Annotated in this window: 18 protein-coding genes; 9 read left to right on the plus strand and 9 right to left on the minus strand. The window is 57.6% G+C overall.

Annotated elements, in window-relative coordinates:
• Window positions 1–1570 precede the first annotated feature (1570 nt).
• Window positions 1571–2287: a sulfite exporter TauE/SafE family protein gene (locus tag GGD67_RS14425; RefSeq protein ID WP_179733662.1), complete on the minus strand. Its 717-nt coding sequence runs from the start codon at window positions 2285–2287 to the stop codon at window positions 1571–1573.
• 1093 nt (window positions 2288–3380) lie between these two features.
• Between GGD67_RS14425 and GGD67_RS14430 the strand changes: the two genes are divergently transcribed.
• A complete protein-coding gene (locus GGD67_RS14430) occupies window positions 3381–4106 on the plus strand; it encodes a LuxR family transcriptional regulator (RefSeq protein ID WP_179733874.1) in 726 nt (241 codons plus the stop codon).
• Window positions 4107–4372: 266 nt separating this feature from the next.
• Here the strand turns inward: GGD67_RS14430 and GGD67_RS14435 are convergent, their stop codons facing one another.
• From GGD67_RS14435 to nodD1, 8 genes are all read right to left on the minus strand, one after another.
• Complete coding sequence (locus GGD67_RS14435) at window positions 4373–5098, minus strand: outer membrane protein (RefSeq protein WP_179733664.1); 726 nt, start codon at window positions 5096–5098, stop codon at window positions 4373–4375.
• 861 nt (window positions 5099–5959) lie between these two features.
• Entirely contained in the window at window positions 5960–6214 is a 255-nt protein-coding gene (locus GGD67_RS14440; RefSeq protein WP_179733666.1) for a hypothetical protein, read from the minus strand.
• Between the two features lie 672 nt (window positions 6215–6886).
• Window positions 6887–7264 carry a NolY gene (locus GGD67_RS14445; RefSeq protein ID WP_179733668.1) on the minus strand — a complete coding sequence of 126 codons (378 nt, stop codon included), beginning with the start codon at window positions 7262–7264 and terminating at the stop codon, window positions 6887–6889.
• Between the two features lie 1715 nt (window positions 7265–8979).
• Window positions 8980–10053, minus strand: coding sequence for an LLM class flavin-dependent oxidoreductase (locus tag GGD67_RS14450; protein WP_179733670.1), 1074 nt, complete (start codon window positions 10051–10053; stop codon window positions 8980–8982).
• Between the two features lie 472 nt (window positions 10054–10525).
• The gene (locus tag GGD67_RS14455) at window positions 10526–11638 is read right to left on the minus strand and encodes a branched-chain amino acid ABC transporter substrate-binding protein (protein WP_179733672.1); all 1113 of its coding nucleotides are present in this window, start codon (window positions 11636–11638) and stop codon (window positions 10526–10528) included.
• 307 nt (window positions 11639–11945) lie between these two features.
• A complete protein-coding gene (locus tag GGD67_RS14460) occupies window positions 11946–12659 on the minus strand; it encodes a MerR family transcriptional regulator (RefSeq protein ID WP_179733876.1) in 714 nt (237 codons plus the stop codon).
• Between the two features lie 932 nt (window positions 12660–13591).
• Window positions 13592–14551, minus strand: a complete 960-nt coding sequence (nodD2, locus tag GGD67_RS14465; protein ID WP_179733674.1) for a transcriptional regulator NodD2 — start codon at window positions 14549–14551, stop codon at window positions 13592–13594.
• 635 nt (window positions 14552–15186) lie between these two features.
• Window positions 15187–16131: a transcriptional regulator NodD1 gene (gene nodD1 / locus GGD67_RS14470; RefSeq protein WP_179733676.1), complete on the minus strand. Its 945-nt coding sequence runs from the start codon at window positions 16129–16131 to the stop codon at window positions 15187–15189.
• Between the two features lie 774 nt (window positions 16132–16905).
• On the opposite strand from nodD1, the gene GGD67_RS14475 reads away from it, so the two are divergent.
• The 8 genes from GGD67_RS14475 (at window position 16906) to GGD67_RS14510 (ending at window position 25994) form a co-directional block, all read left to right on the plus strand.
• Complete coding sequence (locus GGD67_RS14475) at window positions 16906–17535, plus strand: NodA family N-acyltransferase (protein WP_179733678.1); 630 nt, start codon at window positions 16906–16908, stop codon at window positions 17533–17535.
• The gene (gene nodB / locus GGD67_RS14480; protein WP_179733680.1) at window positions 17532–18191 is read left to right on the plus strand and encodes a chitooligosaccharide deacetylase NodB; all 660 of its coding nucleotides are present in this window, start codon (window positions 17532–17534) and stop codon (window positions 18189–18191) included. The genes GGD67_RS14475 and nodB overlap by 4 nt, the downstream gene beginning before the upstream one ends.
• A 17-nt stretch (window positions 18192–18208) precedes the next feature.
• A complete protein-coding gene (nodC, locus tag GGD67_RS14485) occupies window positions 18209–19585 on the plus strand; it encodes a chitooligosaccharide synthase NodC (protein ID WP_179733682.1) in 1377 nt (458 codons plus the stop codon).
• Between the two features lie 11 nt (window positions 19586–19596).
• Complete coding sequence (nodS, locus tag GGD67_RS14490; protein ID WP_179733684.1) at window positions 19597–20226, plus strand: nodulation methyltransferase NodS; 630 nt, start codon at window positions 19597–19599, stop codon at window positions 20224–20226.
• 13 nt (window positions 20227–20239) lie between these two features.
• Complete coding sequence (gene nodU, locus GGD67_RS14495; protein ID WP_179733686.1) at window positions 20240–21949, plus strand: nodulation protein NodU; 1710 nt, start codon at window positions 20240–20242, stop codon at window positions 21947–21949.
• Window position 21950: 1 nt separating this feature from the next.
• Window positions 21951–22871, plus strand: coding sequence for a nodulation factor ABC transporter ATP-binding protein NodI (gene nodI, locus GGD67_RS14500; protein WP_179733688.1), 921 nt, complete (start codon window positions 21951–21953; stop codon window positions 22869–22871).
• Window positions 22872–22874: 3 nt separating this feature from the next.
• Window positions 22875–23663 carry an ABC transporter permease gene (locus tag GGD67_RS14505; protein WP_179733690.1) on the plus strand — a complete coding sequence of 263 codons (789 nt, stop codon included), beginning with the start codon at window positions 22875–22877 and terminating at the stop codon, window positions 23661–23663.
• A gap of 321 nt (window positions 23664–23984) precedes the next feature.
• Window positions 23985–25994, plus strand: a complete 2010-nt coding sequence (locus tag GGD67_RS14510; RefSeq protein WP_179733878.1) for a carbamoyltransferase — start codon at window positions 23985–23987, stop codon at window positions 25992–25994.
• The last annotated feature ends 41 nt before the right edge of the window (window positions 25995–26035 follow it).

Genomic DNA, 26035 nt, shown 5'->3' on the forward strand with positions numbered 1-26035 from the left:
CGCTGGATCTTCAAACCGGGTTTTTCAAGCAAAGCCGATTGGTTGCTCACAGAGTTCGACGGATGCATCGGTCCAAGGCCGGCGTGACACGGAAGATAAGTTGCTTGCTAGATGAGAGCGCGGGGAGCGCAATACACAACGTGACGCGACGTGCGATTTAAGTCCTTTAGCGCAGCCGACGAAAACAATTCTTAATCCCTACCATCGAACGCATAAGCCTCAATTCCGCCACGCTGGTTGTCTCATTGCCACAAGCATCATCACGGATGTACTGATGATGTTGGGGCGACCCCAGCGCACTTTCAGCCCCCCGGCCAAGTGCGTCGGGGCGCCTTGGTTCAGTGGCCTCTCGTCGCTTTCTAATGCAGCTCACGAACTCAAAACAACTTGGACGTTGCTGATAGCAGAGCGAATCCTGGCCGGATGCATCGGACGAGACCAATAGTTTCTATTCTGCTTCATCAACTGGGTCGTTGTCTTTTTAACATCGCCTTTGGAGCTATCCATCCCTGCCAGATCGCGCATATCTATTCCGTTAGCCTTCATTCGCGTCGCATCGATGCGATGCACCTGCAGCTCTCAGTTTCAAATAGACCGCCTTGTCAGGCCTCGACCATCCCGTCACTAGGTTCTCGATGCTGCGAGCTGGAGCCGTCCATGCAGGAGCCGGCTGGCAGATCTTGCCCCTGTTCATTGCATGCAAATCGCCTTCGCATCCTGGCATCCCAGTTCATTCACAATGGATTGAGGAAGTTTGTGGTTCGGTAGGCCAATCGAACCTGGAGCTCATCTCGCGCGAATGAGAGCTGAGCCTAGCCAGGCGTCAAGCTGCCAAACAGCTTGATCGGTCGAAGTGGGCAGCCCACCCAACCTCTGTTGTACAACGCCGACGGCATCGAACGCATCGGGGACCGGTAAAAGGATGACTATTTTGGCGCGGCTGCAAAGGCAGCACGCGCGACATTTTGATGGCTTCGTGGCCGAGGCGGCTCATTGCCGCGCCTTCGCATCCATGCCATCTCGAATTGCCTGCGACTTTATGGCGCTCAGCACATCATCTTCCCTGACATGCTCCATGAGAACGTAACCGACACACGCGCGGGGCGTTGCAGTTCTACATTGAAGTAGATCTTCCAGGCCCCCACCGCTCTTGAGGAAGTCGAATGCGCCCCCTGTCGCGATCCGCAGGGTAGCGAGAGCGTGCCCGATCGCCTCCCATCAGATGCTCTTCTTCCTGTGTTACTGCGCCCCAGATTGGAGGTCCGCGCAAGCCATAGACGAGATGGAGGTACGCCTCATCCCGCTCGCGCGCCCCGCCAACATTGACCCTCCCGCCAAATGGGAAGCGCGAACGAGATGTGACTAGGTACGGACCGCTCGGCTCATGACCATCAGCTGGAATGCACGAGGTGATCCGCCCCATCGTCGCTCGACCCGACAGCTTTTAGTGGTTGCGTTGGTTAGTCAAGGCGCGCGGACCAGACTTAAGCTGCGGCCTCCATCATGTTGCACCTCGATCTGACCGTGCTGGATCTCCTGCCGATCCCACGGAAGTTGGGAGTTGAGACTTTCAAGCGAGAACCAATTGGATCCCGGCAACGAGCAGAACCACCACGAGGACAAATCTGATGCCTGCCGGGTTCAGGCAGTTCAGGCTGACTACCGTTCCAGCGACCGCACCCGCCAGCGCGGAGATAGCGTAAAGAGCCAAATCCGGAGAGGGAAATTGGCCGCTGAAAAGAGCTCCGACGAAGCCGACGGTGGAATTAGCCAGAATAAAAGGTGGTGATAACGCGACGGTCTGCTTCGGTGATGCCCAATTCAGTGTGATGAGCGTCGGCGCGAGGAACACTCCGCCGCCCACGCCGGTCAGGCCGGAAACCAGGCCAAGGGCCGCGCCAATGCTCACGCTTGCCGTGAGTGGAGTTTCGCAAACACGATCTGCAGCCCGTCGCCGCTGCATGATCATCACGGCGCTCGCCAGAAGAAGAACGAGCCCCGTCAGCGTCTTGTACATGTGATCCCCGAGCACAATCAAGCCACCGGCAAGCGACGCTGGCATCGACGAAAAGAGAAGCGGGCGCAGGATTGCCCAGTCAACGACCTTGTTGCGGTTGAAGAGCCACGTAGAATAAGTCGCGACGACAATGTTGAGACCAAGGGCCGTCGGGCGCATCTCTGTCGATGACATACCAAAAAATGCCATTAGCGAGACGAATGCAGTGCCACCAGCCTGGCCAACGCTCGCATAGAGCAGTGAGATGATCGCGAAGAGCAGAGAAGCCATGCTTCACCAATCTTGGCGACGATCTTCGCCGTTTTCCACCGAGCCCATCATGATTCGTTCATCAGGTGCGGTCTAACTGTGTTTCTGCTTGGGGATGGATCTAAGCCTTGGCCGGAATCGCTGGCCGGAGGTGCAGTCAGTTTAAGTTCCTTAACGAGTGCCATGTTTGGGGCCGCCCCATCAATTGCCGAACCTTGGTACTTGACTGGGCTGGAATAGGGCCGCGTTTGGGCCCTAAGGGGGCGGCACTCGAGGGGCCGCCGCATTTCTTGCTGTAACTCACCTCGTGCCGCGCCTCGCAATGGTGCTGTCGCCTTTCCTGCGCGTGTCGTAAATGCTTCGGCGCTCCTACGTCGCAACCAACGGAGCGCGTTCGAAGCCCTTTCTGCGACGTTTGATTTTGGTGAAATCAACAGTTGGTATGACACTTGCTGGTCTAGCACGGGTCCTCTCCCTGCTGGAGAAGCGCATGCAAATTGTCGTCCGGATCAAGCGGATCTCGCGGTTACGAGTATCTCTCGTTGCGCCTTTAAGGTGGCCTCTTTCTGCACGTTCGGTACGTTTGCGCCAAGCCTGCCGGACGGATTCGATGAGACGCCGCACAATGATGCGAGGAGTATGGCTTCTGCCTCGACTGTTCCGTGTTGCTCATCGATCGCGTCGCCGCCGCCGTCGCACGGCAGAGAGTCGGCGAACGGTTAGCGATGGCAATTCGCAAGATTGGGAAGACATGACTCTCCTGTTGTCTTCGTCTCTAAGCAGAGAATGGATGCTGGCAGGACGCTCGTCGGGTCCCGCGCCGCCAAGCCACTCGAGCTTAGCTGTATCGCGCAGCGAACTGGACCGATCACCTCCGCTCAGCCTCGGAGGCAGGGATGATGGCGCTATCTCCGGTGTTTGATGCGATCATGCCCGCGCATTCAGCGGCAGGGCAACGTGTTCGGCGAATGGCGCCCGGCACAGCGCGAGCGCGCAGACTGCACGAATAATTAACCCTCGAGTTCAGCTCATGGACTGGAATTTGGCTCCGCCGGAAACAAGCGCAATCGAACACGATGACGGGGAGCTCGCTCCTCGTACTGAAGCGCCCATCATGGACCTCTTTAGCTTCACCGAATGCGCGAACCAGACTCATTCACTCAGAGCGCTATTCGAGCTTCTTGTAGGCTGTGCCACCAAGGAAGGCTTCAGTGAAGTCGCATACGGCGCTCTCAACTTCGTTGAGCCACTTCGGCTGGCGGAGTATCCACCCCCGACCGTGGCCGTGAAGTGGCCACCAGACTGGTGCGACCGATATTTCAAGCGCAAGTACCATAATATCGATCCGGTGGTCCGGCGGACGCCGATGCTTTCGCGCCCCTTTTTGTGGGATGAACTCGCCTACCACTATCAGCTTCAACCGGACGAAAAACGCGTACTGGACGAGGCGAGAGAGGCGGGGCTGAAGCATGGCATGAGCGTGCCATTGTTTGGCCCGTTGGGTCGGGTATCTGTGGTGTCGTTTGCATCTGCATCCGACGAGGCCGATCCTCAGGACCGCATCGGTCATCTCAACGCGCTGGCCTGGCAGTTTCACACCGCCTATGGCGACATTGCTCGTCCCTGCGATAATGGTTGCGAAAGAAAAGTTGCACTATCGGAGCGGGAGATCAGTTGCCTGCGGTGGGTGGCAGAGGGGAAATCGTCATGGGAAATTGGGAAGATCCTGAAAATCAGCGAGAATACAGTCAATTTTCATATCAAAAATGCGATGCGAAAGCTGGATGCGACCAGCCGGATTCAAGCGGTCGTTATGGCGCTTCGCCTCAATGTTCTTTGAATTGTGAGGAACGGGCACCCACTGCCAAATCGTTGGCCGCGTGAGGTTGTGGAGCTCCATAACCGTCGATGAGACGAGTCGACTGACCTGGTCCGCCAGTGTTGAAATCAAACGGCGTCGTTCCATCCAGTCGGTGATCCATGCTTAGACGAGCTCGGACCTGGTGCTTCGGAACTGGGGAGGGGTGCCGCGGGGGAGAGGAGCATCTGACGAAAGAGCCCCGACCGCAGTCGGGGCTCCCGATTCACGCAAACGCGTGGAGGTCTCTATTTGGCAAAGGGCGAGCCAAACTTGTAATTGAGCCGTGCCGTGATGAGATCGACGTCCTGGTGGGCGCGGTCCGTGCCGAGAAACCCTGTGAAGCTTAAGTTGCTGCGCTGCATGAACAAGTGGTTATACTCGACGCCAGCTGACCAGTTCGGCGTGAGGCTGACTTCGGCACCGGCGCCCAGCACGCCACCCCAACGCACATCATTGCTGTTGGCCAGCTCGGTGCGAGAAGCTACCGAGTTGAGGTGATAGGTGTTGCTGGTCACCGCAGCACCACCCTTTCCGTAAAGTAGGACGGCGCTGAACGCGTAGCCGATATGCCCCGTGAGTAGACCAAATGCGTCTGTCGTGGTGCCAACGGTGTTTGCCGGAAAGGCGGTGCTGACATTGGAGCCGCTGAAGTCGGCCCAGTTGCCCTGACCTTCGATGCCGTAGACCATGTTGAAGATCTGCCAACGATAGCCAATCTGACCGCCAATGGTCCCGCCAGTCGAGTTATGGCAGCCCTCGGGAGTGACGCCATTGAAATCCCAGCAATTGTGGCTCGTTCCCCAACCGCCATTGACACCGATATAGTAGCCGGACCAGTCGATAATCGGGGCTGCGACCGGCGGCGGTGCCGCCTTGACCTTGACAGGTTGCCCCGCCAAGTCCGTGCCGAACGAGGGGGCGACCGCACTGAGTGCGCCGATGGTTGCAGTCAGAATCAGAATCTTTTTCATTCGAGTGTCGTTTCCTTTCGGTGCCCCCCGGCGCCGTGCGTTTAACAATATGAACGCGAATTGCTGTAACTGCCGCACAACATGTCTTCGAAAGAAATGGGTCCAATCGCACGCCGCGTCAGATTGTGGAGCGCGCAACTTGCCATGCACTGCCTCGACCGCAATGCTGCGGCCTGACACTGCCCGCTCCGCGCAGATGCTTCTTTGAATACGATCCGTTTGTGATGGCCTGTAACGGGAGGCAATGCTGCGAGCTGTTTGGCTCCCTCTGTCGCTGACTAGTGACAAAGCCAGGCTGAGCCAATACGTCCCGTGCATGCTCGCTTTTCAGAGAGTTCGGCAAATGAAGACCGCTGATCGAGCACGCGTCTCTTGCGTGCAAGCTCATTCTTCCGGCAGGACGGTCGTGCTGCCGCTTGCAATCGTGAGCGATGCGGCGATGATCGATCACAAGCCTGGATCGCTTCGCTCAGGACCTATCACTAGCGTAGCTCGATGTTCCTCAACCTCGACGTCGATCGACGAATGTCAAGGAGCCGATGCGGCTGTGCTTAACGAGGCTCTTGCTTGAACTTCCGCAAGCTCGTGCCGAGCCAAGGGGGAGGAGAGGAAACGGTATGGCTTTTCCTGGCGCCAGCGAATATTAGCGCGGCTGTCCCGCCTCGTCGCCGACTTGCTCTGTGACTGGCCTGGGGTCACCGGAAGAGCTGCGTAGGCGTCAGTCGTCGCGAACGTGCTCGTCTTCGGTGGGGCTGAATATGGATTAAGGTCAGCTCCACCACGCTCTGCCCCTGTTGTTTTCCCGTGGCATATAAGGTCCCCAAGAGCCTTAACAAGCCAAACTCGTGTGGCAATAGAGCTTCAAGCGCCTTGTTGCTCGGTTGACGGCGCCAGCTCAGCCCGCAAGCTGCGTATCGCCTCGTTAGCCAGATTCAAAGTATTCCGTTCACCTTTCCTGATCGAAGACTCAAGGAAAGTGCACAACCGGCTATGGAGGACCGTCTTGCGATTATGCGCCAGCAACGGATCCTTCTCAACAAAGCGCCAGGCTTTGTCAAATGCGACGCTCACGATAGCATCTTGCATCTGCACTTGCTCGGATAACAACTGATCCATCTCAACACTCCACGACTTCCTGATACAAGGAAGTACCTTCTCAAAAGCAAACCGGGAGTCTGTGGCTTGTCCCAGCAAGTAAGACATCAGAGCCGCAGTACGCTCGGACATCGAGCTGCTCTCGATGCTTCAATAAATTTATAGATGTTTGTTGAAGTTACGATGACCCCAAATGTGGTATTACCAGGCGCAATTCGAATAATTCTGAGGCGGTTGACACCAGCTCGCATTGTTCGCGCGGCTTCGTTGCCGAAGTGCTCTTGTTGCTAGGTATCGGTTCAATTGGGGCTCTTCTTCCAGCAATCGGAAGATAGGCCCATGCCAATCACGACTAAAGCCGAACATCGATGAAAAATGGATCGTTCGGCTCCTTTCGCAGTCTCAGCTAAGAAGCGTTTCTGGAAACCTGTGGCGTTTTCCAGCCACTGCTTGTTTGCTTTCTGACATGTGTCCGCCGGGACTCGTCCTTTGCTTGACCCCTCGGCCTCCAGCTTTCGAGCATGGTGGTGAACAGTTGTGATATGGAAAAGCCAGCGGAACCGGCGCGCTTACGGGACGGTGAGCCCATAAACGCCAAGTCGTCGATCTCTGGTACGTACGGCCGTAGCACTCAGCCCAGCGATAAACGTTCGATAAGCGCCAACAGCCGCAGAAAAAGCCAAAAATGAAATCTCAGTCCGCTGCCGCACGTGACAGAATTAGTTTCGCGATCTTCATTTGGTTGGCGGGTGTTCGGAGATCTGCCGGTAATGCGGCCACGGCCTGATCGAGAAGGCGTCCCAGAACTTGAAGGTCTTCTGGGTAGTAAACGCCACGGTCTCGCGACAGTCGCGTCGTTTGCCGGTCGCCGGCGCGGCCTCTGGTTCTCGTATCGCCGAGCTGGCCGAGCTCCAGTTCCGCCGTAATCATTTGGTTTGTCAGGGCGTTTAGCAGTCGGATCGCTTCGACCTCGTTGCCTTCTTCGCGTATGAGGGCGGCCACGATGTCGAGTTGCAGGTCGATGCGATCCTCGAGGTTCTCTGAGCGTGAATTGGCAGGGTCAAGTTCCACGGTGTTGCTCCAAGGTAGTTGAATGCAAGCAGCAGGCTGAGTAACGGTTGTGTCGTGCTTTCCCGTTCGCGAGACGCAAGACGCGGCGATAGAACGGATGGGGCTGCACAAGGCAAGGCGCGCACGCACGGTCGCCGTAGGGAGAGGGTGGCAGGCATGCGCCGCGAAAGGACCGCAAAGGCGGAATCGACTATAAAACGCTGCGAACTGCGTTGTAGATGGCCCGTCATTTGATTCGACCGTCGAGCCGGTCCAGCGCGTCGGACGGTGGTAGCGACTCCAGCCAGCGGGGACACCGCTGATGACGGCAAGTCGAGTGCGGCCCGAACTGCTGCCGGGTTGCGTGCCGCAGACGTAACCGGAGGTCTCGCCAGGCAGAATGCAGTAAAGAGCGCTTGGCGCTCGCGCCGTCAACTGGTCCAGACCGGTCTCCTCATCGTGCCAGAAAATTAATTCCCAGCCCATGCCAGGCAACCCAGAAACAACATCCGCCACATACCTCTGCGGTTTCTCTCTGCATTCGTTGACAGGCGATGCCTGGCCCGGTGAGGGTGCGGATGGGCTCCTGGAGGGTGGGCGCGCCAAGAGACAAGTCCGGCAGATCGCGCACCTCCCCCCCTCGTTGCGACGGTGATGTAAGGATTGCTGAGAAGGGATAACCGCGCCGGGGTATGGTCGAAGAGCGCCGGCGCATAGAATGAGATAGGGTGACGTCAGTTTGTAGGAAATGGGTGTGGAAGCCGCCCGCCGGCGAAGACTGAGGACGCGAGCAGAGTGAGAATCCACGATCACACGACGTACAGGGGCGGGCGGTAAGATCGCGAGGCTGGTCTCATCACACCGATCGACGTCAGTGCCTCGTCCTGGCGGGACGATATGCGGCTTGCACTTAGCGGGGTCAGATAGCCGACCGCACTGCTTTGTTTGAAGGCCGCGACAGCGTCGGATTGTAGGCGGCGCCCGCCTGGTCAGGGCAAAAAGCCCAGCCCGCACCGGTGTAGAGGGCCGTTCGCCTGCCCCAATTCTATGCAGCGCACGCATTTACCTTGGCCAAGTGGTGTGCGTGAGAGTCGATCTTCGTGTAGGGCCTTAATATGATTGCAAAGGGGGAGGCGCCAGCGTGATAGATCATGTGCCTGACGTGGCGATTAGCCATCCGACCACATTTGCGCCGCACGTGCGTCGATTCCAAAGATTGATGGGACTCGTTGGCGATGCAGCCACGAGAACCTTGAATCGGCCTGCGACTATGCTGAAAGCAAAAAGGGTCCATTGCTCACACGACATTCGTGAAACGTGCTTTCCGGAAACCGGCCACTGACTTATGAGGTATTTGGCCGAAATTGGTAAAATCGAAAGTGTTGATGGGATGCATCCAGTTCGTGGATCGCGCACGCGCCTAATCTCATCTCTTACATCGAAAAGCGGGTCAGTTGGTTTTCTCCTGCCGTCTTGGTGCAGTGAGCTTAGGGCCTTTTAGGCGAGCCTGCCGATTCGTTGATAATCGGACATGATTGAGAAGGAGGAAAGTCGCAGGGCGCCCTCACAACGAAGAATTCCGTTCGAAAGCAGCGTCTCATGGGTCCGAGTAAGAAGAAGCGCAGTCAGAAAAGTCAACGGCTCGATCACTGCCATTGAGGCTGACGATCGCCTTTGCGCCCAGGGCAAACGACGACCAAAATTGCAACAGCTTCGGATAACCTCAGTGCGTCGGTCTACTTGCCAAGCGTACGATCTCCCAAATCCAGACTTTGTCCGCCAAAGACAAAGCTATCGAGAATTTCAGCTTTGATTGCGGTTGCGGTGTACAGCGAAATCTCCAGCGGAAGGTTTCCGAATGCAAGCTGGCAAAGCAAGTAGTTGGCACCTGCCACTTCCATCTGCTGAAGAAGGAGCTGTCGGACGGAGGCCGGCGTTCCAACGACGCACAATTCGCTCTCAAGCGCCGCATCGAAGGTCAGCGGAAGGGCGGGCGGTGTCGGAATGTCGTTCCGCTCGTAAAGGAACTTAAAGCTTTCCAGCCATCGCCGATACGCAGTTTCGGCCGCCGCATGAGCGTCCCGATCAGACTTCGCAATCACGACCATGCGGGCCAGCCCGAGAAATGGCTCGCGGCCGTGTGCGGCTGTATCGAGGGCTCGATGGGAGCGGTAGGCGTCCGTAACGTTCCGGACAACACGGGCGGGGCCTATGCACGCCAGATTGGCGCCATTTGCAGCGGCCCACTGCGCCGACTCAGCCCGATTGCTCGCGATCCAGGTAGGCGGATACGGACGTTGATGAGGCCTCAACGTTAAGGGTATTTCGCTCAACTCGAAGTGGCGTCCCTGATAAGATAACGTATGTCCCTTCAGCGCAATATTCAGGATTTCACTGGCTTCCGTATAACGGCTTGGTGCGGCGTCTGCACTGATGCCGAAGAAGCCCCATTCAATCGGCTGTGAGCCCCGGCCTATCCCGACCTCGAGCCTGCCGCCGCTCAATTGGTCAAGCATGCAGATTTCCTCGAATGCGCGCAAGGGATGATAAAGGTTGAGCAACAGGACGAGCGGACCGAAGCGTAATCGCCGGGTGCGCTGCGCGACGCTCGATAGAAACAGGTTCGGCGAGGGCCCTCTGCCATGAGGTGTGCAGTGGTGTTCGGCCAGGTGATAAGCGTAGAAGCCGAGCGAGTCGCAGACCTCGACCAGCTTGAGACGATCTTCATATTGTCGTGCGGCATCTCGGCCGTCGTCATCCAAATGGTCGAAAATGCCGCACCTTAGTCTTGAAGGAAGGCCACTCTTCACTCGATCAATCTCCGGTTATGGGTCAGATGGCTGTTGCTTCATGCCGTCGCACTCAAAGAGGTCTCGTTCGTCATTCGACCGCTTAGGCGGCTCCTCTTTGGGGCGTGGATCTGAGCTTGCACAATGAGAGTGGTCACGAGAATGCGCAAATCGCGGTCCGGGCGCACCCTTGATAGACATTCCCGAAGCGCCTCTACGGCGAGCATGTGCTCGACCAGAAGCATCGTTAACCGCTTCAGAGGTCCTGTGCCTGCGAGCCAGATCAGCTCCGCACGGCTACTATTTGTCTATCATCGGACGTAGCGTCTCCTTCAGGTCGACATCGGGTAGCTCTGCGAGCGCTGCAACGAAAGCAAAAAACGCGCCGAAAGCTGCAAGTATAAGAGAGCTTGCCAGTATCGCTGCTCCAACGACCTGAGTGCGTCTCATCATCGGTGTCACTTTGGGTTGGGGGAGACGGCGTTGATGCCAATCAGTTCTGCTCGACAATTTCAACACGGCCGTCTCGCCAGCGGTAAACCAGAAAGCCAGGAGCCGCATTGTCTCCCTTTGTATTGAACCGGACTGGGCCAATCACGGTATCAGCCGGCCGTGAACGAAGTGCGCTGGCGACGCGCACAGCATTGAAAGAGCCGGTCCGGTTCACCGCCTCTGCCCATGCTTGCACGGCTGCATAGGCGTAGAGCGTGTAGCCTTCAGCGGACCGGTTGGAAGCTTTGAGTTTGGCCACCACGCCGGCCGCATTGGCATTCCTGGCTGGGTCCGGCATGAAGGTAAACAACGTGCCATCTCCAGCGCTGCCTGTAATGGCCCAGAATTCAGAGGTCATCAACGGATCGCTTGCCATGACGATGAGTCCCGCTCTTGCTTCTGACGCCTGGCGTACAAACAATCCGATTTCGGTGTGATAGCCACCGATATAGGCGACGCGCACCCGATCCTTCTTCATTCTTGAGACCAGCGCCCTGTAATCCTTTTCACCGGCTACGTAGCTTTGGCGAATGACTTGTTCACCGGATCTCCGAAGCTGTGCTTCAACGACGTCGGCGATACCCTTGCCGGCGGTGCTCTTGTCGTCGAGCACTGCGATCTTGTCGTTAGGGAAATTCCGGTGAATGTACTCTGCGGCAACGATGCCCTGTTGGTCGTCGCGGCCGCAGATCCGAAAGACACTCTCAAGGCCCCGTTCTGTTAGCTGAGGATTTGAAGAGCCCGGTGACATCTGAATGATGCCTGCTTCTGCGTAAATCCCGGAGGCCGGGATCGACGAGGAAGAACAAAAATGGCCAACGACCAACCGGACCTGCTCTGTTGTGAGCTTATTCGCGACTGCGACAGCTTGTTTCGGGTCGCATGCGTCGTCAGCGACACTCAATATCACCTTGGTATCGAGAAGTAGGCCAGAAGCGTTCAACGCCTCGACCGCCGCAGCCGCACCATCGCGCATTTGCGCGCCGAACGCAGCGCTGCTTCCGCTCATTGGGCCAACTACGGCAATATTGACCTCGGAGCCGCGCGCAACCGAGGCGAGGGCGCAGAAGAGAAGCGCTGCGCTCGCGGCAAAGGCGTAACGCCCATTTAACATTGTAGAGTTCCCAATGCTCACCTGAAGTGAACCTTCCAGCAGCCGTGATCAGCGCCTGCACGTCGAGGCTGCCTGCCAAGTGAAGCTTGCGTTAGTCGGCCAGATTGCGACCACGCAAGAGCCTACAATTTGACGTTGCGTGCGGTTCAAGCCCCTTTGAAGGAAGCCTCGAACAGGGCGCCAGGGAGCTCAGGTTGAGCCCATAAAACTGCCGGCCGCATCAGAGCCGCCGATCAACCAAGCGTCATCGCGTTTTCAAATTGCCAGGGCCGATCTGCAATGCGGTGAGGTGCCGGCTATGAGAACGTCAGTACGGCTGATCTTCCAACCCGCCAAGGGCGAGATCGAGATATTGCATGAGGCAGGGATCCCAACCAGCCAGACTACGGGGGGCGCTTAATCGTGCAAGTACCTTCAGGATCATCGAAACGCGGGAATCGGCGCCGGCGATTTCGCTGATTAGCAGGCGTGCTGCAGCTGCGACAGCCTTTGCGCGCTCGCCGCAAGGATGCTCGCCCCGATTCATACAATCACGCAGGTCGTTGCGGATCCGCCGCCACCGCTCCTCGCGATCTGCAGCTAACTTGCAGGTGCATCGGGACGTCTGATTATGCGTCTCGACCCGCGACATGGCGCTGAGGGTGGCAGGCAGCTCATCCACACTTACCTGGATATCACTGTCGTTGGTCATGTTGCGCAAGCGATCCCGCAGCAGAGTTGCTCGAGCGACTTGAATTTCTATCCGCTCTAAATGTTTGCGAAGAAGATCGATAAGTGAGGTCGTGCCCTCCATAGCTTTGCGGATCTCGATAAGGGAGAAGCCAAGCTCACGTAGCGCACGGATCTGGTGAACCCGTTGCACGCTTTCGCGGTCGTACATCCGGTGGCCCCCGTCAGTACGCTCTGAAGCTGCTAGTAGCCCGGTGTGTTCATAATGATGCAGCGTGCGTACCGTTACTCCGGTCGCCTCTGCAAGTTCGCCAATGCGCCATCGACGCCTTCGTGGTGTAGCTTTGCTCATGTTCTTCAATTCCAAAGCCTACAACCTGACGTCACGTGTGATTCAAGCTATTTCAAAGCTCTAGCTGGATCGTCTTCCATTCCAGCGCGTGAGTGGTGACTATCCTCAGATTGGCGGGGGATCAACCCTGAGGGGAAATGATGATCAACAAGTTCGTCAGGCATGCCAGTTGAGCCTCGCCAGCCGCTGTACGCTCCAGGATGAGTTTAGCGATTGCTGTGCGATTTTCCGGACTTCGCATCGATGGGGGTAGCGCGGTGACCGCACTATCATAAAGGCGTCCCAGGACGGAAAGCTCTTCCGGATCGAATACGCCGCTGCATTGCTCCAACGTTCAGCTCCTTGTTTGTCATTGCGTCATGGCAGCGCACGTCGTCAAGACGTTTGGCTGCGATAGGGCCAAAAGAAGTCAGACCCGCGGCGCGGAGCGACGAAGATGCGATGTACTCACAGGTGATGCGACAGGGCAACACGCGTGCGCGATGCTTGCTTTGACAGCGCAAGAGATCGCGGTCGTGTGCATGATCGATGACCATCACGCCCAAGGTGCGTGATGGTACTTCTCCGAAGATGCCGAAGCCTCTCCGCTCATCGGGCGCCGCTACTGATTCGGAGAGTTGACGAGGACAACCCAGCGCCGAGTCTGATGTATCGAGGCAAGTGCGCCCGGCGGCCGGGTGCAACGTACGTCCGTGCCTCTAAAACAGGCCAACAGCCTGAGCCGCCGCTCGCACGTCGAGCCTATTGCTAGCGTGCGAAAGACCTACACAAGGTCGTCATGATAGCCATCCGCTGCGACGATCTTGATAGAGCGGCAATGAATTCGAGCGAGGCCAGCCTAAATTGTCTGCGCTGAGGCATTCGTTGGGATATGAGGTTCGCGGATCTTGCGAAAGTCCTTACGAAAACGGCGAGTCAGATCGTGCAAAATCTCAGGCAGTATCCGCTCGTTCAGAAGCGCAGATGATGGAGGGCTCTGCTCCAGTCACCATGCGGGCAGCCTCCTGCAACAATATCTGTCGCATCCATAGGCTTTCCGGGTCTCTATTCTGAAGCACGGGCCATTGGACCGCCTCAGTGAAGGCGGGGAATGGCTGCGGGAGCTCCGCAATGCGAAGGGGCATCGTTCTTTGGAAATGCTTTACGAGGCTTAATGGCATCGTCCCTATACGGTTCGTGCCTACCAGCAGGGGCGGGATCATGCTGAAGCTCTGCACGAGAATGTCGATGCGCCGATTGAGACCGAGATCGAGTAAAAAAGATTCCTCGGCCGGCGTCTTGCGCGCACCTTTGAGCTTAACCGCCACGTGGCCCATCGACATGTAGCGATCAAATGTAAGACGCCGCAGTAGTTGGCTGTTCGTGCAGCAGCCTACGCAGGCGAGTCTCTCCTCGAATAAGGCCGCCCTGGGGTGCGTGCTGGACATGAATAATTCCGGCAAGATAACAAAATCGACTTCGCCGCGGCGGAGAAGCTCATCGTGCTCATCGGTTAGCGCCACCAGTTCAAAGCTGACGGCGGGTGCTTCTCGCGCGACGCGCTCAACGACATTTCGAAAGAATACGACCGTTATAAAATCAGACAGGCCGATCCTGAATCGCCGGTTCGATCGAGCTGGATCGATCACGTCCCGCGCGATAATTGATAACTCAATGTGCGTTAGAGCCTCGCGCACAGGAGCTGCGAGTCCTTCCGCGCGTGAGGTCGGGACAAGTTCCCGCCCTCTCATCCCAAACAGCTCATCACGGAAGTAGGAACGCAGCCGGGCAACGGCTGCGCTCATGGCAGGCTGACTAAGGTTAATCTTGCGTGCCGCTGCGCTGAGGTTGCGCTCAGTCATTAGAGCATCCAGCGCGACGAGAAGATTTAGATCCAGACCTTTGAAACGCATTTCTTCTTATCCGGCATGAACGTAGTTGCGGCGCATACCACGAGCGGTCACGGCCGCGTCTGGAGAGGTCCTATTGGCTTGCCTGAATGGATATCGTTTCCATTCACCGGTCGCGAAAAAGAACGCTCGTGAAATGACCGCAACAATAGAGCAAGGCGGTAGGCCGACCAGCAGCGGCCGGAAACCGTCAAGAGTGCCGAAGTTGATCGGTCTTGCCGCTTCGGGCGAGCCACGCAACAGGACCCGGTCGGTTGGTTAATGGCAGATCAACCCACTGTCCGGCCAGTGCCGTGAGTTCGCCAAAGTGCCCAGTCGAGGGTCGCGTAGCGCAGCGTTAGTCACGGCGGCTACCCTACAACCTGACGCAGTGTGTGGTTCAAGCGATTTTATGTGGCAAGCCAAACATAATTATACTGGAGGAGGCGTGTTGCGCCGCGATAGTGCGGGCGCCGCCTGTTTGCGGTGGAAGCGCACTAAACCTTACCTGCGGTCACCGCGCTCACCACTCGGCAAGTCTTCGCAGCCGATCGCCCGTTGGCAGCTTCGCCTCCGAGACGTTGAAGTGACGAAAGCGGCCAACAGGTCGAAGGATTGTTAGCCTGTTTTGAACGCGCCGAGAGCGGCTTACGGTGAGCCTAGCAGCGCCTTCGAGTTGGAGGCTCCTGAGGGCCAGATGCCATGTTGGACGCTTCCTCCAGCAATATCCGCCGCATCCAAATGCTCGCCGGATCGGTATTGTGGAACGCAGGCCACTGCACAGCCTCGGTGAACGTGGGCAGGGGGAGCGGCGGTTCGACGATCCGCAGTGGCATCCGCTTTTCGAAGTGTTTGGCGAGTCGTAAGGGCATTGTGCCGATACGGCCTGTGTCTAACAGTATGGGCGGAATCAGGCTAAAGCCCTGCACAACAATCTCAATGCGTCTCTTGACGCCGTGCTCAAGCAAAAACCATTCTTCGAGGTTTGGTCTGAGCGCCCGTCCGAACTTCGCCGTAACGTGCCCCATCGAAATGTATTTCTCGAACGTAAGCTGCCGCGAGAGCTGTTTGTTCTCGCGGCATCCTACGCATACGAGGGTCTCGTCGAACAGCGTCGCCTTAGGATGCGCGCTCGACATGAACAGTTCCGGCAGAATGAGAAAGTCCACCTCACCCCGGCGGAGCAGCTCATCGGGTTCATCGGAAAATGGTAGCAAATCGAAGCGCACCGCCGGAGCTTCCCGTGCGATACGGTCCACAATTTTGCGAAGAAAGACGATCGTCATGAAATCGGAGAGAATGAACCTGAAGCGTCGGCTCGACTGAGTGGGGTCAAAGGCGTCTCGCGATATGATCGAGAGTTGGATGTGCAGCAGGGTCTCCCGAACCGGACCTGCAAGCGCCTCCGCGCCAGGTGTCGGGACAAGCTCGCGACCTCTCATGGTAAATAGCTCATCTCGAAAATAGGTGCGCAGCCGCGCGATCGCAGCGCTCATAGCGGGCTGGCTCAGGTGAATTTTGCGCGCCGCCGCTGTGAGGTTGCGCTCCGTCATCAGAGCATCGAGCGCAACTAGAAGGTTTAGATCAAGTCCCTTGAACCGCATTTAGTGAGTCTATCCATCGTCTGGATGTGTTCCATCGAAACAATCAATTTTACCAAATTGCGGGATGTTGGATAGCAAACATCAGTTTGCAAAGGTAATCAGGCCCACCACGATGGCTGCTGCTCGTTCACGCTGGCTTAGAGAAAAACTCCTAGACGTGCGAGCAGTCGGTGCATCCGCTTCGAGGGCGGCTATGGATGCGCCGTGCGAGCCGCGTCGCTTCTTCTCGGTGCGAAGCTCGGTCGATCGAGCCGCCAGGCAGGCCTCCATAAACCTTGGTATGCGTGTTTCATCCGTTTCCATATTGGAGGTTTACCCGCGTACACTTGAGAGCGCGTTCAGCCGCATTCTAGTGTCGCGAAATAGCGGCAGGCGCAGATTGCGGATGCCAGGTAATTCAGGCGCCTCTCCAAATGGCTCGCCTGTCCACCGCATTCAGGGCGTATCGAAGATGCATAAGAACCAGTTTGATCTGATCCCACTCGGATGCGCCATCGATGAGACCCCGCGCATCAAGGGCCTGCAGCGATGCTAGACGACGCGGCTAAGCTCCCTGGTGCAGACATGTTCTGGCTAGTCCAATCGCCTCGTCGGCATCTTCCGGGATATCTCGCGCAGGGCATTGGCCGGGTGACGAGTGCGAACCATGGGATCGCTTCGTCGCGAGCGAAGGCGCACGGCGCGGTGCAGGCGAGTATTGATCAGCGGTTCGACGACTAGCGTGCTCACGTGACCATCTCCGCTCATAATTGCACTGGCGCAAGGAAGCTCGCCATGAACATTGCCGTATCCCCGACTGCGGAAACTCCTTCACGCGCTCAAGTGCAGTGGAGTCGTCGCTGGGAAAGCGAATTGCAACTCACCGATCATGCCGAACTCGCCGAGTTCTTCCGCAAGAGTTACGGGCCGACCGGTGCGTTCAATGCGCAGCCATTTGAGGGCAACCGAAGTTGGGCCGGGGCGAGGCCTGAGGTCCGCATTATCGGTTATGACGCGCAAGGGGTAGCTGCTCATCTCGGCCTACTACGCCGCTTCATCAAGATTGGCGGGGTCGATCTACTCGTTGCCGAACTGGGCTTGTATGCGGTGCGCCCGGATCTCGAAGGGCTGGGAATAAGCCACGCAATGCGCGTGACGTATCCCATGCTGCATGAGCTTGGAGTTCCATTCGGCTTTGGCACGGTTCGGCCTGCGCTTGCGAAACATATGACCCGATTAGTCGCAAGGCAGGGGCTGGCCACCCTCATGTCTGGCATTCGCGTCCGCTCCACGCACCCGGATGTCTATCCCAATTTGTCGCCGATCCGCATTGAAGACGTGATCGTGGTGGTTTTCCCGGTTGGATGCTCGATGGGCGAGTGGCCGGCCGGCACGATCATCGATCGGAACGGGCCTGAGTTGTGAAAGAGCGTTTCCCCCTATCTGCTGTCCGGTGCGACTACGCTGACGTGAGCGGAATTCGTCCTGTTTATTTGACCTTTGACGATGGGCCAAATCCATTTTGTACGCCAGAGGTGCTCGATGTGCTGGCGCAACATCAAGTTACGGCGACGTTCTTCGTGATCGGCATGTACGCGGCCGACCAACCTGAACTCATTCGACGAATGATTGCGGAAGGGCATGAGGTTGCGAACCACACGATGACTCATCCGGATCTATCCAGATGCGCACCTGCGGAGGTACGCGATGAACTGCTGAGGGCGAGCGAGGCAATCCGTTTGGCTTGCCCGCAGGCCTCGCCCAGGCACATGCGAGCACCTTACGGCATATGGACACAAGATGTGCTTGCTATCTCAGCGAGCGCTGGTCTCACAGCCGTGCACTGGTCGACCGATCCGAGAGATTGGTCCCGCCCTGGAGTTGATCGAATTGTGAATTCAGTGCTGGCGAGCGTTCACCCGGGCGCAATTGTGCTCCTGCACGACGGATATCCTCCTGATGAGGAGCGACTGTGCACTGATGCCACGCTGCGTGATCAGACCACGATCGCGCTGTCATATCTGATTCCGGCATTACAACGGCGCGGGTTTGTAATCCGTCCGCTCCCTCAACTTCACTGAACAAAAACTGGCACCCTATGGACATTCTCGCTACCACCAGTGCTGTCGCCGTTTCGTCTTATGCGCTGCTCTCGACTATCTACAAGAGCGCGCAAGCGCTTTATGCCCAGCCGGCAAATAACTCATCGATGCAGGACAATCTGGGACGATCGGAGGCGGTCCTTCCCAGTGTAGACGTCATCGTGCCGTGCTTCAACGAGGATCCAATCACGCTCGCCGAATGTCTGGAGTCGCTTGCGAGTCAAGACTACACCGGAAAGCTGCAGGTCTATGTGGTCGACGACGGATCTGCAAATCGGGACCTTGTCGCGCCTGTACACAAAATCTATGCCGACGATCCAAGGTTCAGCATCATCTTGCTGGCGAACAACGTTGGAAAGCGCAAAGCGCAAATCGCCGCAATACGCAGCTCGTCCGGTGACCTGGTCCTCAACGTCGACTCGGATACGATACTTGCCGCTGACGTTGTCACGAAGCTTGTATTGAAGATGCACGACCCGCAAGTCGGTGCGGCCATGGGTCAGTTGATAGCGAGCAACCGCAGCCAAACCTGGCTGACCAGGCTGATCGATATGGAATACTGGTTGGCATGCAACGAGGAGCGCGCCGCGCAGGCGCGTTTCGGTGCGGTCATGTGTTGCTGCGGCCCATGTGCCATGTATCGTCGCTCCGCGCTCGCTTTGCTTCTTGATCAATACGAAGCGCAATTCTTTCGTGGGAAGCCGAGCGATTTCGGCGAGGATCGCCATCTAACCATCCTCATGCTCAAGGCGGGGTTTCGCACCGAGTATGTTCCGGATGCCATTGCAGCAACAGTCGTCCCTGATAGCCTTGGGCCATATCTGCGTCAGCAACTCCGCTGGGCGCGTAGTACCTTTCGGGACACGTTTCTTGCATTACGTCTGCTGCCAGAGCTCGATGGCTATCTGACGTTAGATGTTATCGGGCAAAATCTCGGCCCGTTGCTTCTCGCCTTTTCATCACTGGCTGCGCTCGCGCAGCTCGTTGTCGGCGGCTCGGTACCCTGGTGGACGGGATTGACGATTGCAGCAATGACGATGGTCCGGTGCAGTGTCGCATCCCTTCGTGCTCGCGAAGTGCGGTTTCTGGGCTTCTCGCTCCACACACCGATCAATATCTTTCTCTTACTTCCTTTGAAAGCCTATGCGCTTTGTACCTTGAGCAACAGCGATTGGCTATCGCGCAAGGTCGCCAACGTGTCGGCGGAAGGGGAAAAGGAGCCGGTCATCCTGCAGCCGAGCGCTGGACGAAGTCCTGCAAGTATGGGGGGAACGTGTAGTACAATTCGTAAGACGGGGATTTCGCAACGTCCATCGAGCCTGGCGGCGACGAAGAGTGTTTGCGGTCGCGACCGTTCGACTGCCTTCAAATAGGTGATTGGCTCATGACCCTGGACACAAATCATCAGCTGCTAGAGCGAGAGTTGGGTTTCGACGATCCATGGCGCCTCGACAGTAGTTCGTTCGAGCAGGAGCGATACTTGCAAATGCTCCGTATGTCGCGTCGCGACGGAGATGTTTCGTATGCCCTCGAAGTAGGATGTGCAGCCGGTGCATTTACGGAAATGCTGGCGCAGCTTTGCGAGCGACTCACAGTGGTCGATGTCATGCCGCAGGCGATCGAGCGAGCGCGACGACGGACCAGGAAGTGGTCACATATCACGTGGGTGACCTGCGACATTCAGCGGTTCTCCACCACTGAGCAGTTCGATTTGATTGTCGTGGCCGAGGTTCTCTACTACCTCAAGGACATTGTCGAGATGCATGCGGCCATCCGCAACCTGGTGAGTATGCTTGCGCCAAATGGAGCTCTTATTTTCGGGTCCGCACGTGATGCCACATGTCAACGATGGGGTCATGCTGCTGGTGCCGAAACGGTGATCGCTCTCTTCAACGAGAGCCTATCGGAAGTCGAGCGTCTGCATTGCCACACCGAATCGGTCAACGAAGACTGCTTGATCGTCCGGTTCAGGAAGCCGGGTCATTCGTCAGAACAATCAAACGTCGGTCACTAGACCAGGGGATCGTATGCGCATCTGTGGCATCAAGTTAACACATGACGGGGCAATTGCGGTCGTCGAGGACGGGCAGCTTGTCTTTTGCACCGAGCAAGAGAAGCGCGGCAACGGTCCACGATACCAATCCGTCGAGAACCTCGATGCAGTCGTGCTCGCCTTGGCGGAACATGGCCTGGATCCGCGGGATATCGATCAGTTCGTGATCGACGGCTGGGATGGAGAGATCGAGTCGCAGTTCCAAGTCCTAAGTGGCGCTGTGCCGATCGAACTGAAGGGGGCGCCCTATGTCGAGCGCCATGCTGAGGGCCTTCTTGATTCCGTCGACGGCTTTGGCCTGATCCTCGGAGGCAGGGTGTTTCCATACAAGAGCTACCCGCACGTCACGGGCCACGTCGCGTCAGCATATAGCACCAGTCCCTTTGCCAGCGCGGGAAAACCCGCGTTCTGTCTGGTATGGGACGGCTGCATCTTTCCACGTCTTTACTATGTCGAGCCTCGGGGGGCACGGCTGATTGCATCTCTATTTCCGATGATCGGCCATGCCTATGCTGCCGCGGGCCTTCACTTCGGCCCTTATAGGCAGCCGAATCGGTCCAATTGGGATTTGGGCATCGCCGGCAAGCTAATGGCTTACATCGCGCTTGGCTCTGTCGACGAAAGCATCGTGGCGGTGTTTCAGGAGCTCTATGAAAAGCGCTTCGCCGCTGACACGGACCAGGCTCGCAGCTACCGCGCTGACATCAACAATGCGGAATCGTCGCTGGCAGCTATGCACGACTTCTTCGAGGCAAGCGCATTGCGCCTGACGGCGAAGCGAGCGGAGGACGTCCTTGCGTCGTTTCATGTGTTCGTGGAGCGTCTTCTTGTCAAGGAAATGGCGTTGGTTCTGCTGCGACACTCGTCGCTTTCGGGAGCGCGAAATCTATGTATCGCCGGAGGTTGCGGTCTCAATATCAAGTGGAACAGCGCGCTTCGTGCGGAGGGATTGTTCGATGACGTTTGGGTGCCGCCGTTTCCGAATGACAGCGGCTCGGCCATCGGCGCTGCTTGCGGTGCGATGGCGGCGCAAAATGGCTTCGGGCCATTGGAATGGTCAGTTTACAGTGGTCCAGACCTGCAGGACAGCGAGCTTCCGCCGGATTGGGAGGCGGCGCCATGCAGTCTGCGTGAACTTGCGGCGATTCTCGCCGACAACAAGCCGGTCATCTTCCTTTCCGGGCGCGCGGAGCTTGGGCCGCGGGCGTTGGGCGGCAGAAGCATTCTTGCAGCCCCGACCTCCCCGGCAATGAAGGATCACCTCAACGACATCAAGCGTCGCGAGCACTTCCGGCCGGTCGCGCCGATCTGTCTGGAGGATCGGGCGACAGAAATTTTCAGCCCAGGTACGCCAGATCCTTACATGCTGTTCGATCACCAGACCCGGGCGGAATGGCGCGACAAGATCCCTGCTGTGGTCCATCTTGACGGCTCGGCGCGGCTGCAGACAATCTCCCGCAACTCTCCGCACAAGGTCGCCGCGCTTCTCGTCGAATTTGAGCAACTCACGGGGATTCCGCTGCTCTGCAACACGAGCGCCAACCTCCACGGACGGGGATTCTTCCCGGATGCTGCCGCGGCGTGCCAATGGGGGCGTGTTGAGCATGTGTGGTGCGACGGCCAGCTCTGGACCAAAACGGTTGTTAAGAAGCCATCGTCTGCCGAACGACTTCTTTCAGCCTAAGATGAACATGTCCACGGTAGCGATCGACCTTGCCGGCGTGAGAAAATCATTTGGCGATAAGATCATCGTCAATGAGCTGTCGTTCTCTGTTGCGCGCGGAGAATGCTTTGGCCTTCTCGGGCCTAATGGAGCTGGCAAGAGTACGATTGCCCGTATGCTCCTCGGCATGATTTCGCCGGACGCAGGCAAGATTACGGTGCTCAATGAGCCTGTTCCTTCCCGCGCTCGTGTGGCGCGTATGCGCATCGGCGTGGTGCCGCAGTTCGATAACCTTGAACTGGAGTTCACCGTACGAGAGAATCTGCTGGTGTTTGGCCGCTACTTCGGCATGAGCGCGCGCAAGATCGAGGCGGTCGCCCCCTCGCTGCTCGAGTTTGCACGCCTCGAAAGCAAGGCGGACACGCGCGTCGCCGAGCTGTCCGGTGGCATGAGACGGCGGCTGACGCTGGCGCGTGCGCTAATCAATGACCCGCATCTGCTCGTGATGGACGAGCCGACGACTGGTTTGGATCCGCACGCCCGCCACCTGATTTGGGAGCGTCTGCGAGTTCTGCTTGCGCGGGGCAAGACGATTCTCTTGACCACTCACTTCATGGAAGAGGCCGAACGCCTGTGCGATCGGCTGTGTGTCCTCGAGGGTGGACGCAAGATCGCCGAAGGCAAGCCGGACGGCCTGATCGATGAGCATATTGGCTGCAACGTGGTCGAAATCTATGGCGGTGATCCACATCAGCTCTCCGAGTTGATCAGGCCGCATGCACGGCACATCGAAGTGAGTGGAGAGACGCTCTTTTGTTATGCGCCATATCCGGAGCAGGTACGCGTGAAACTGCGCGGGCGAGCGGGCCTTCGTATTCTGCAGCGCCCCCCGAATCTCGAGGACGTGTTTTTGCGGCTGACCGGGCGCGAGATGGAGAAGTGAGCGATGGGTGAAAGTTATGCGGCGGTGATGCCCGCTAACGCGTACAATTGGATTGCGGTATGGCGTCGGAACTTCCTAGCATGGAAGAAAGTCGCACTTGCATCGATTCTCGGCAACCTCGCAGATCCTATAACCAATCTATTTGGTCTCGGCTTTGGGCTTGGACTCATCGTGGGGCCTGTTGAGGGGACGTCGTACATCGCGTTCCTGGCGGCAGGCATGGTCGCGACCAGCGCCATGACGTCCGCGACCTTTGAAACCATGTATGCAGCCTTTGCACGCATGGACGCCAAGCGCACCTGGGAAGCAATCCTCTCCACTCAGCTTACGCTTGGCGACATCATTCTGGGTGAACTGGCGTGGGCGGCCAGTAAGTCCGTTCTGGCCGGAACAGCGATCGGGATCGTCGCTGCCACGCTGGGTTATGCGTCATGGCCATCCATTCTGTATGCGATGCCAATTATCGCCCTTACTGGCCTTGTCTTCGCCAGCCTGGCGATGGTCGTCATATCTGTTGCGCCAAGTTACGATTACTTCGTGTTTTACCAGACACTTGTCCTCACTCCTATGGTGTTTTTGTGCGGCGCGGTCTTTCCGACGAGCCAACTGCCCGGCTCATTTCAGCATTTCGCCGGCTTGTTGCCTCTGGCACATTCGGTCGACCTTATTCGCCCAGCGATGCTTGAGCGCGGCGCCGACAGCGCTGCCCTGCACGTAGGTGCGCTCTGCGTTTACGCGGCCTTGCCCTTTTTTGCGTCGACGGCACTATTTCGTCGCCGCCTGCTGCGTTGACGTGAGTTCAGCGAAAATGGAGAAAATCACATCGATGCAATGTCACGATGCGTTCTGCGGTAGCTCCGGATGGCCCGGTCTGTCACAGCAGCTGCTGCAATGGCCTAAAGAGGCCGCGATCGAGCGTGTACGACCGCCTGTTCGGTCGATCGGTGCGGACGCCAGCACCGTTACTTTCTGAGCGCCTGTCGCTAGGCGCCGAGATGGACTTTGCAAAGTTATGTTGTGCTGTCTGACCCGCGCGCCCTACGGAGCGTGACTGTAAAGATTAGATAAGTGGGACGCAGTTGGCGTTCCCGGCATGATCATATGGAGATCGGGATGTTGTGCCTTGGAGTGAGTGGCGGACTTGACAGAATCTATGAAAGCTCGCCGGAGCTGCCGAATACATTTCTCCACGATGGCGCTGCGGTTCTTGTGCAGGATGGCCGCGTTATTGCTGCTGTCGAGGAGGAGCGCCTCAACCGCGTCAAGCACTCCAACAAGTTCCCGAACAATTCGATCCGATACTGCCTTTCTACCGCAGGAGTTGAGCTCGGCGAGATCGACCGTATCGCGTTCTACGCGACTGAAGCCTACTGCAATACCATGCTCGAACGTCTTTCTGTTTCGCAGCCCGTTCCGTTGGACGCCAAACTGTTGCTGCGCCAGCTGCTGGATCGGGAGTTCGGCGCTGAGATCGATCCGTCGCGGCTTTCCTTCGTGAATCACCACGAAGCGCATGCCGTGAGCGCGTTTGCCATGTCCGGCTTCGAGCAAAGTCTCGTTTTTGCCATCGACGGCGGTGGCGACTTTCTCTCCGGCTTATTGGCGGTAGGGTCTGGCACCGAAATTGCGCAACTTGCAAGCTTCCCGGAACATAACTCCTTGGGGCTGTTCTATCTCGAGGCGATCCGATATCTCGGCTACGGGTTGTTCGACGAGTACAAAGTGATGGGGCTTGCCCCGTATGGTGATCCCGCTCCCTATCGCGAGCTCTTCGCGCAGTTCTACGAGTTGCTGGAAAGCGGCGGCTATCGCGTTCACCTGGATCGGATCGGTCCGGCCCTGGTCCGCAACATCGAGGTTCGGCGAAAAGGAATGCCGTTCACCCAACAGCATCGAAATGTCAGCGCTTCGCTACAGGAGGCGCTGGAGCGGATCGTGTTTCACATCCTGCGGCACCATCGTGAAGCGACGGGCATGACACGCTTGTGCTTGGCTGGGGGAGTAGCCCATAATTGCACGCTGAACGGTAAGCTGCTTTATTCCGGGCTATTTGACGACATCTTTGTTCAACCCGCGGCGCACGACGCCGGTTGCGCACTGGGCGCTGCGTTGATGGTATCAAACGAGCTGGGCAGGCCGGCGCCGCGCGAGCGACTGCCGGACGTTTATTGGGGGCCAGATCTCGGCAACGAGCAAGCCGTAGAGCATGAGCTCAACGCATGGTCAGGCCACCTCGACATTCAGCGAAGTGATGACATAGCATCCAGTGCGGCAGACTGGATGGCAAATGGCGCTGTAATCGGCTGGGTTCAGGGCCGCTCTGAGTTCGGCCCACGTGCGCTTGGTAACCGCAGCATTCTTGCGGACCCGCGGCCTGCGGAAAACAAGGACCGCATCAACGCGATGGTCAAGAAGCGCGAGGGCTATCGCCCCTTTGCGCCATCTGTACTGGAGGAGGATGCAAGGGAGTTCTTTGAGCTCCCAGAGGGCACGCGGCAGCTCCCCTTCATGAACTTCGTGGTTCGTGTGCGTGAAGCCAAGCGTAACGTGCTCGGTGCGATCACGCACGTTGATGGGACCGCTCGGCTGCAGACAGTATCGCGCATGACAAACCCAACCTATTGGGATGTAATTTATGCGTTCAAGAGGCGAACAGGAATTCCAGTTCTTCTAAATACCTCATTTAACAACAATGCCGAGCCGATCGTGGAGTCCGTATCAGATGCGATCACCACGTTCCTGACGACTGACCTGGACGGACTTGTTGTTGGGCCTTTCCTCGTCAGGAAGCGGCCAGCATCACTGCAGGATTGGAGTGCACTGGGCGTTTCATTGCCGCCCTATGCATCCCTTCATCGTGTTCGCTCCCACACAGCGCCAGATCGTCAGGAAACGGTCTGCGAGATCCGCACGGGACATTCCGCCCGCGATAGTACGCGTATCTCACATGAGCTTTTCGAGATATTGATGCGGATCGAAGGCGAGGCGTCGCTCGGCGGGCTTCTCGACGCAACCGTGCTGGACCAGGGCAAGCGTGAAGATCTTGTGAAGGAACTGCGGCTCGTGTGGGAGCTGCGGGGCGTTCGGCTGCATCCGCCGCGCGCGGCTTGCGGCTGCAATTAAGTGCAAAGCGAAACATAGTCGGAACTCATGAGCATGGGTAT

It is taken from the genome of Bradyrhizobium sp. IAR9 (assembly GCF_013408065.1).
Taxonomy (GTDB): Bacteria; Pseudomonadota; Alphaproteobacteria; order Rhizobiales; family Xanthobacteraceae; genus Bradyrhizobium.

What these genes read in the sequence shown, in the direction of transcription:
- GGD67_RS14505 (WP_179733690.1), top strand. Translation starts at nt 22,875, where the DNA reads ATGGGTGAAAGTTATGCGGCGGTGATGCCCGCTAACGCGTACAATTGG.
- nodU (WP_179733686.1), top strand. Translation starts at nt 20,240, where the DNA reads ATGCGCATCTGTGGCATCAAGTTAACACATGACGGGGCAATTGCGGTC.
- GGD67_RS14440 (WP_179733666.1), bottom strand. Translation starts at nt 6,214, where the DNA reads ATGGATCAGTTGTTATCCGAGCAAGTGCAGATGCAAGATGCTATCGTG.
- GGD67_RS14435 (WP_179733664.1), bottom strand. Translation starts at nt 5,098, where the DNA reads ATGAAAAAGATTCTGATTCTGACTGCAACCATCGGCGCACTCAGTGCG.
- nodC (WP_179733682.1), top strand. Translation starts at nt 18,209, where the DNA reads ATGGACATTCTCGCTACCACCAGTGCTGTCGCCGTTTCGTCTTATGCG.
- nodI (WP_179733688.1), top strand. Translation starts at nt 21,951, where the DNA reads ATGAACATGTCCACGGTAGCGATCGACCTTGCCGGCGTGAGAAAATCA.
- nodD2 (WP_179733674.1), bottom strand. Translation starts at nt 14,551, where the DNA reads ATGCGTTTCAAAGGTCTGGATCTAAATCTTCTCGTCGCGCTGGATGCT.
- GGD67_RS14510 (WP_179733878.1), top strand. Translation starts at nt 23,985, where the DNA reads ATGTTGTGCCTTGGAGTGAGTGGCGGACTTGACAGAATCTATGAAAGC.
- GGD67_RS14430 (WP_179733874.1), top strand. Translation starts at nt 3,381, where the DNA reads ATGGACCTCTTTAGCTTCACCGAATGCGCGAACCAGACTCATTCACTC.
- nodD1 (WP_179733676.1), bottom strand. Translation starts at nt 16,131, where the DNA reads ATGCGGTTCAAGGGACTTGATCTAAACCTTCTAGTTGCGCTCGATGCT.
- nodS (WP_179733684.1), top strand. Translation starts at nt 19,597, where the DNA reads ATGACCCTGGACACAAATCATCAGCTGCTAGAGCGAGAGTTGGGTTTC.
- GGD67_RS14460 (WP_179733876.1), bottom strand. Translation starts at nt 12,659, where the DNA reads ATGAGCAAAGCTACACCACGAAGGCGTCGATGGCGCATTGGCGAACTT.
- GGD67_RS14455 (WP_179733672.1), bottom strand. Translation starts at nt 11,638, where the DNA reads ATGTTAAATGGGCGTTACGCCTTTGCCGCGAGCGCAGCGCTTCTCTTC.
- GGD67_RS14425 (WP_179733662.1), bottom strand. Translation starts at nt 2,287, where the DNA reads ATGGCTTCTCTGCTCTTCGCGATCATCTCACTGCTCTATGCGAGCGTT.
- GGD67_RS14475 (WP_179733678.1), top strand. Translation starts at nt 16,906, where the DNA reads ATGAACATTGCCGTATCCCCGACTGCGGAAACTCCTTCACGCGCTCAA.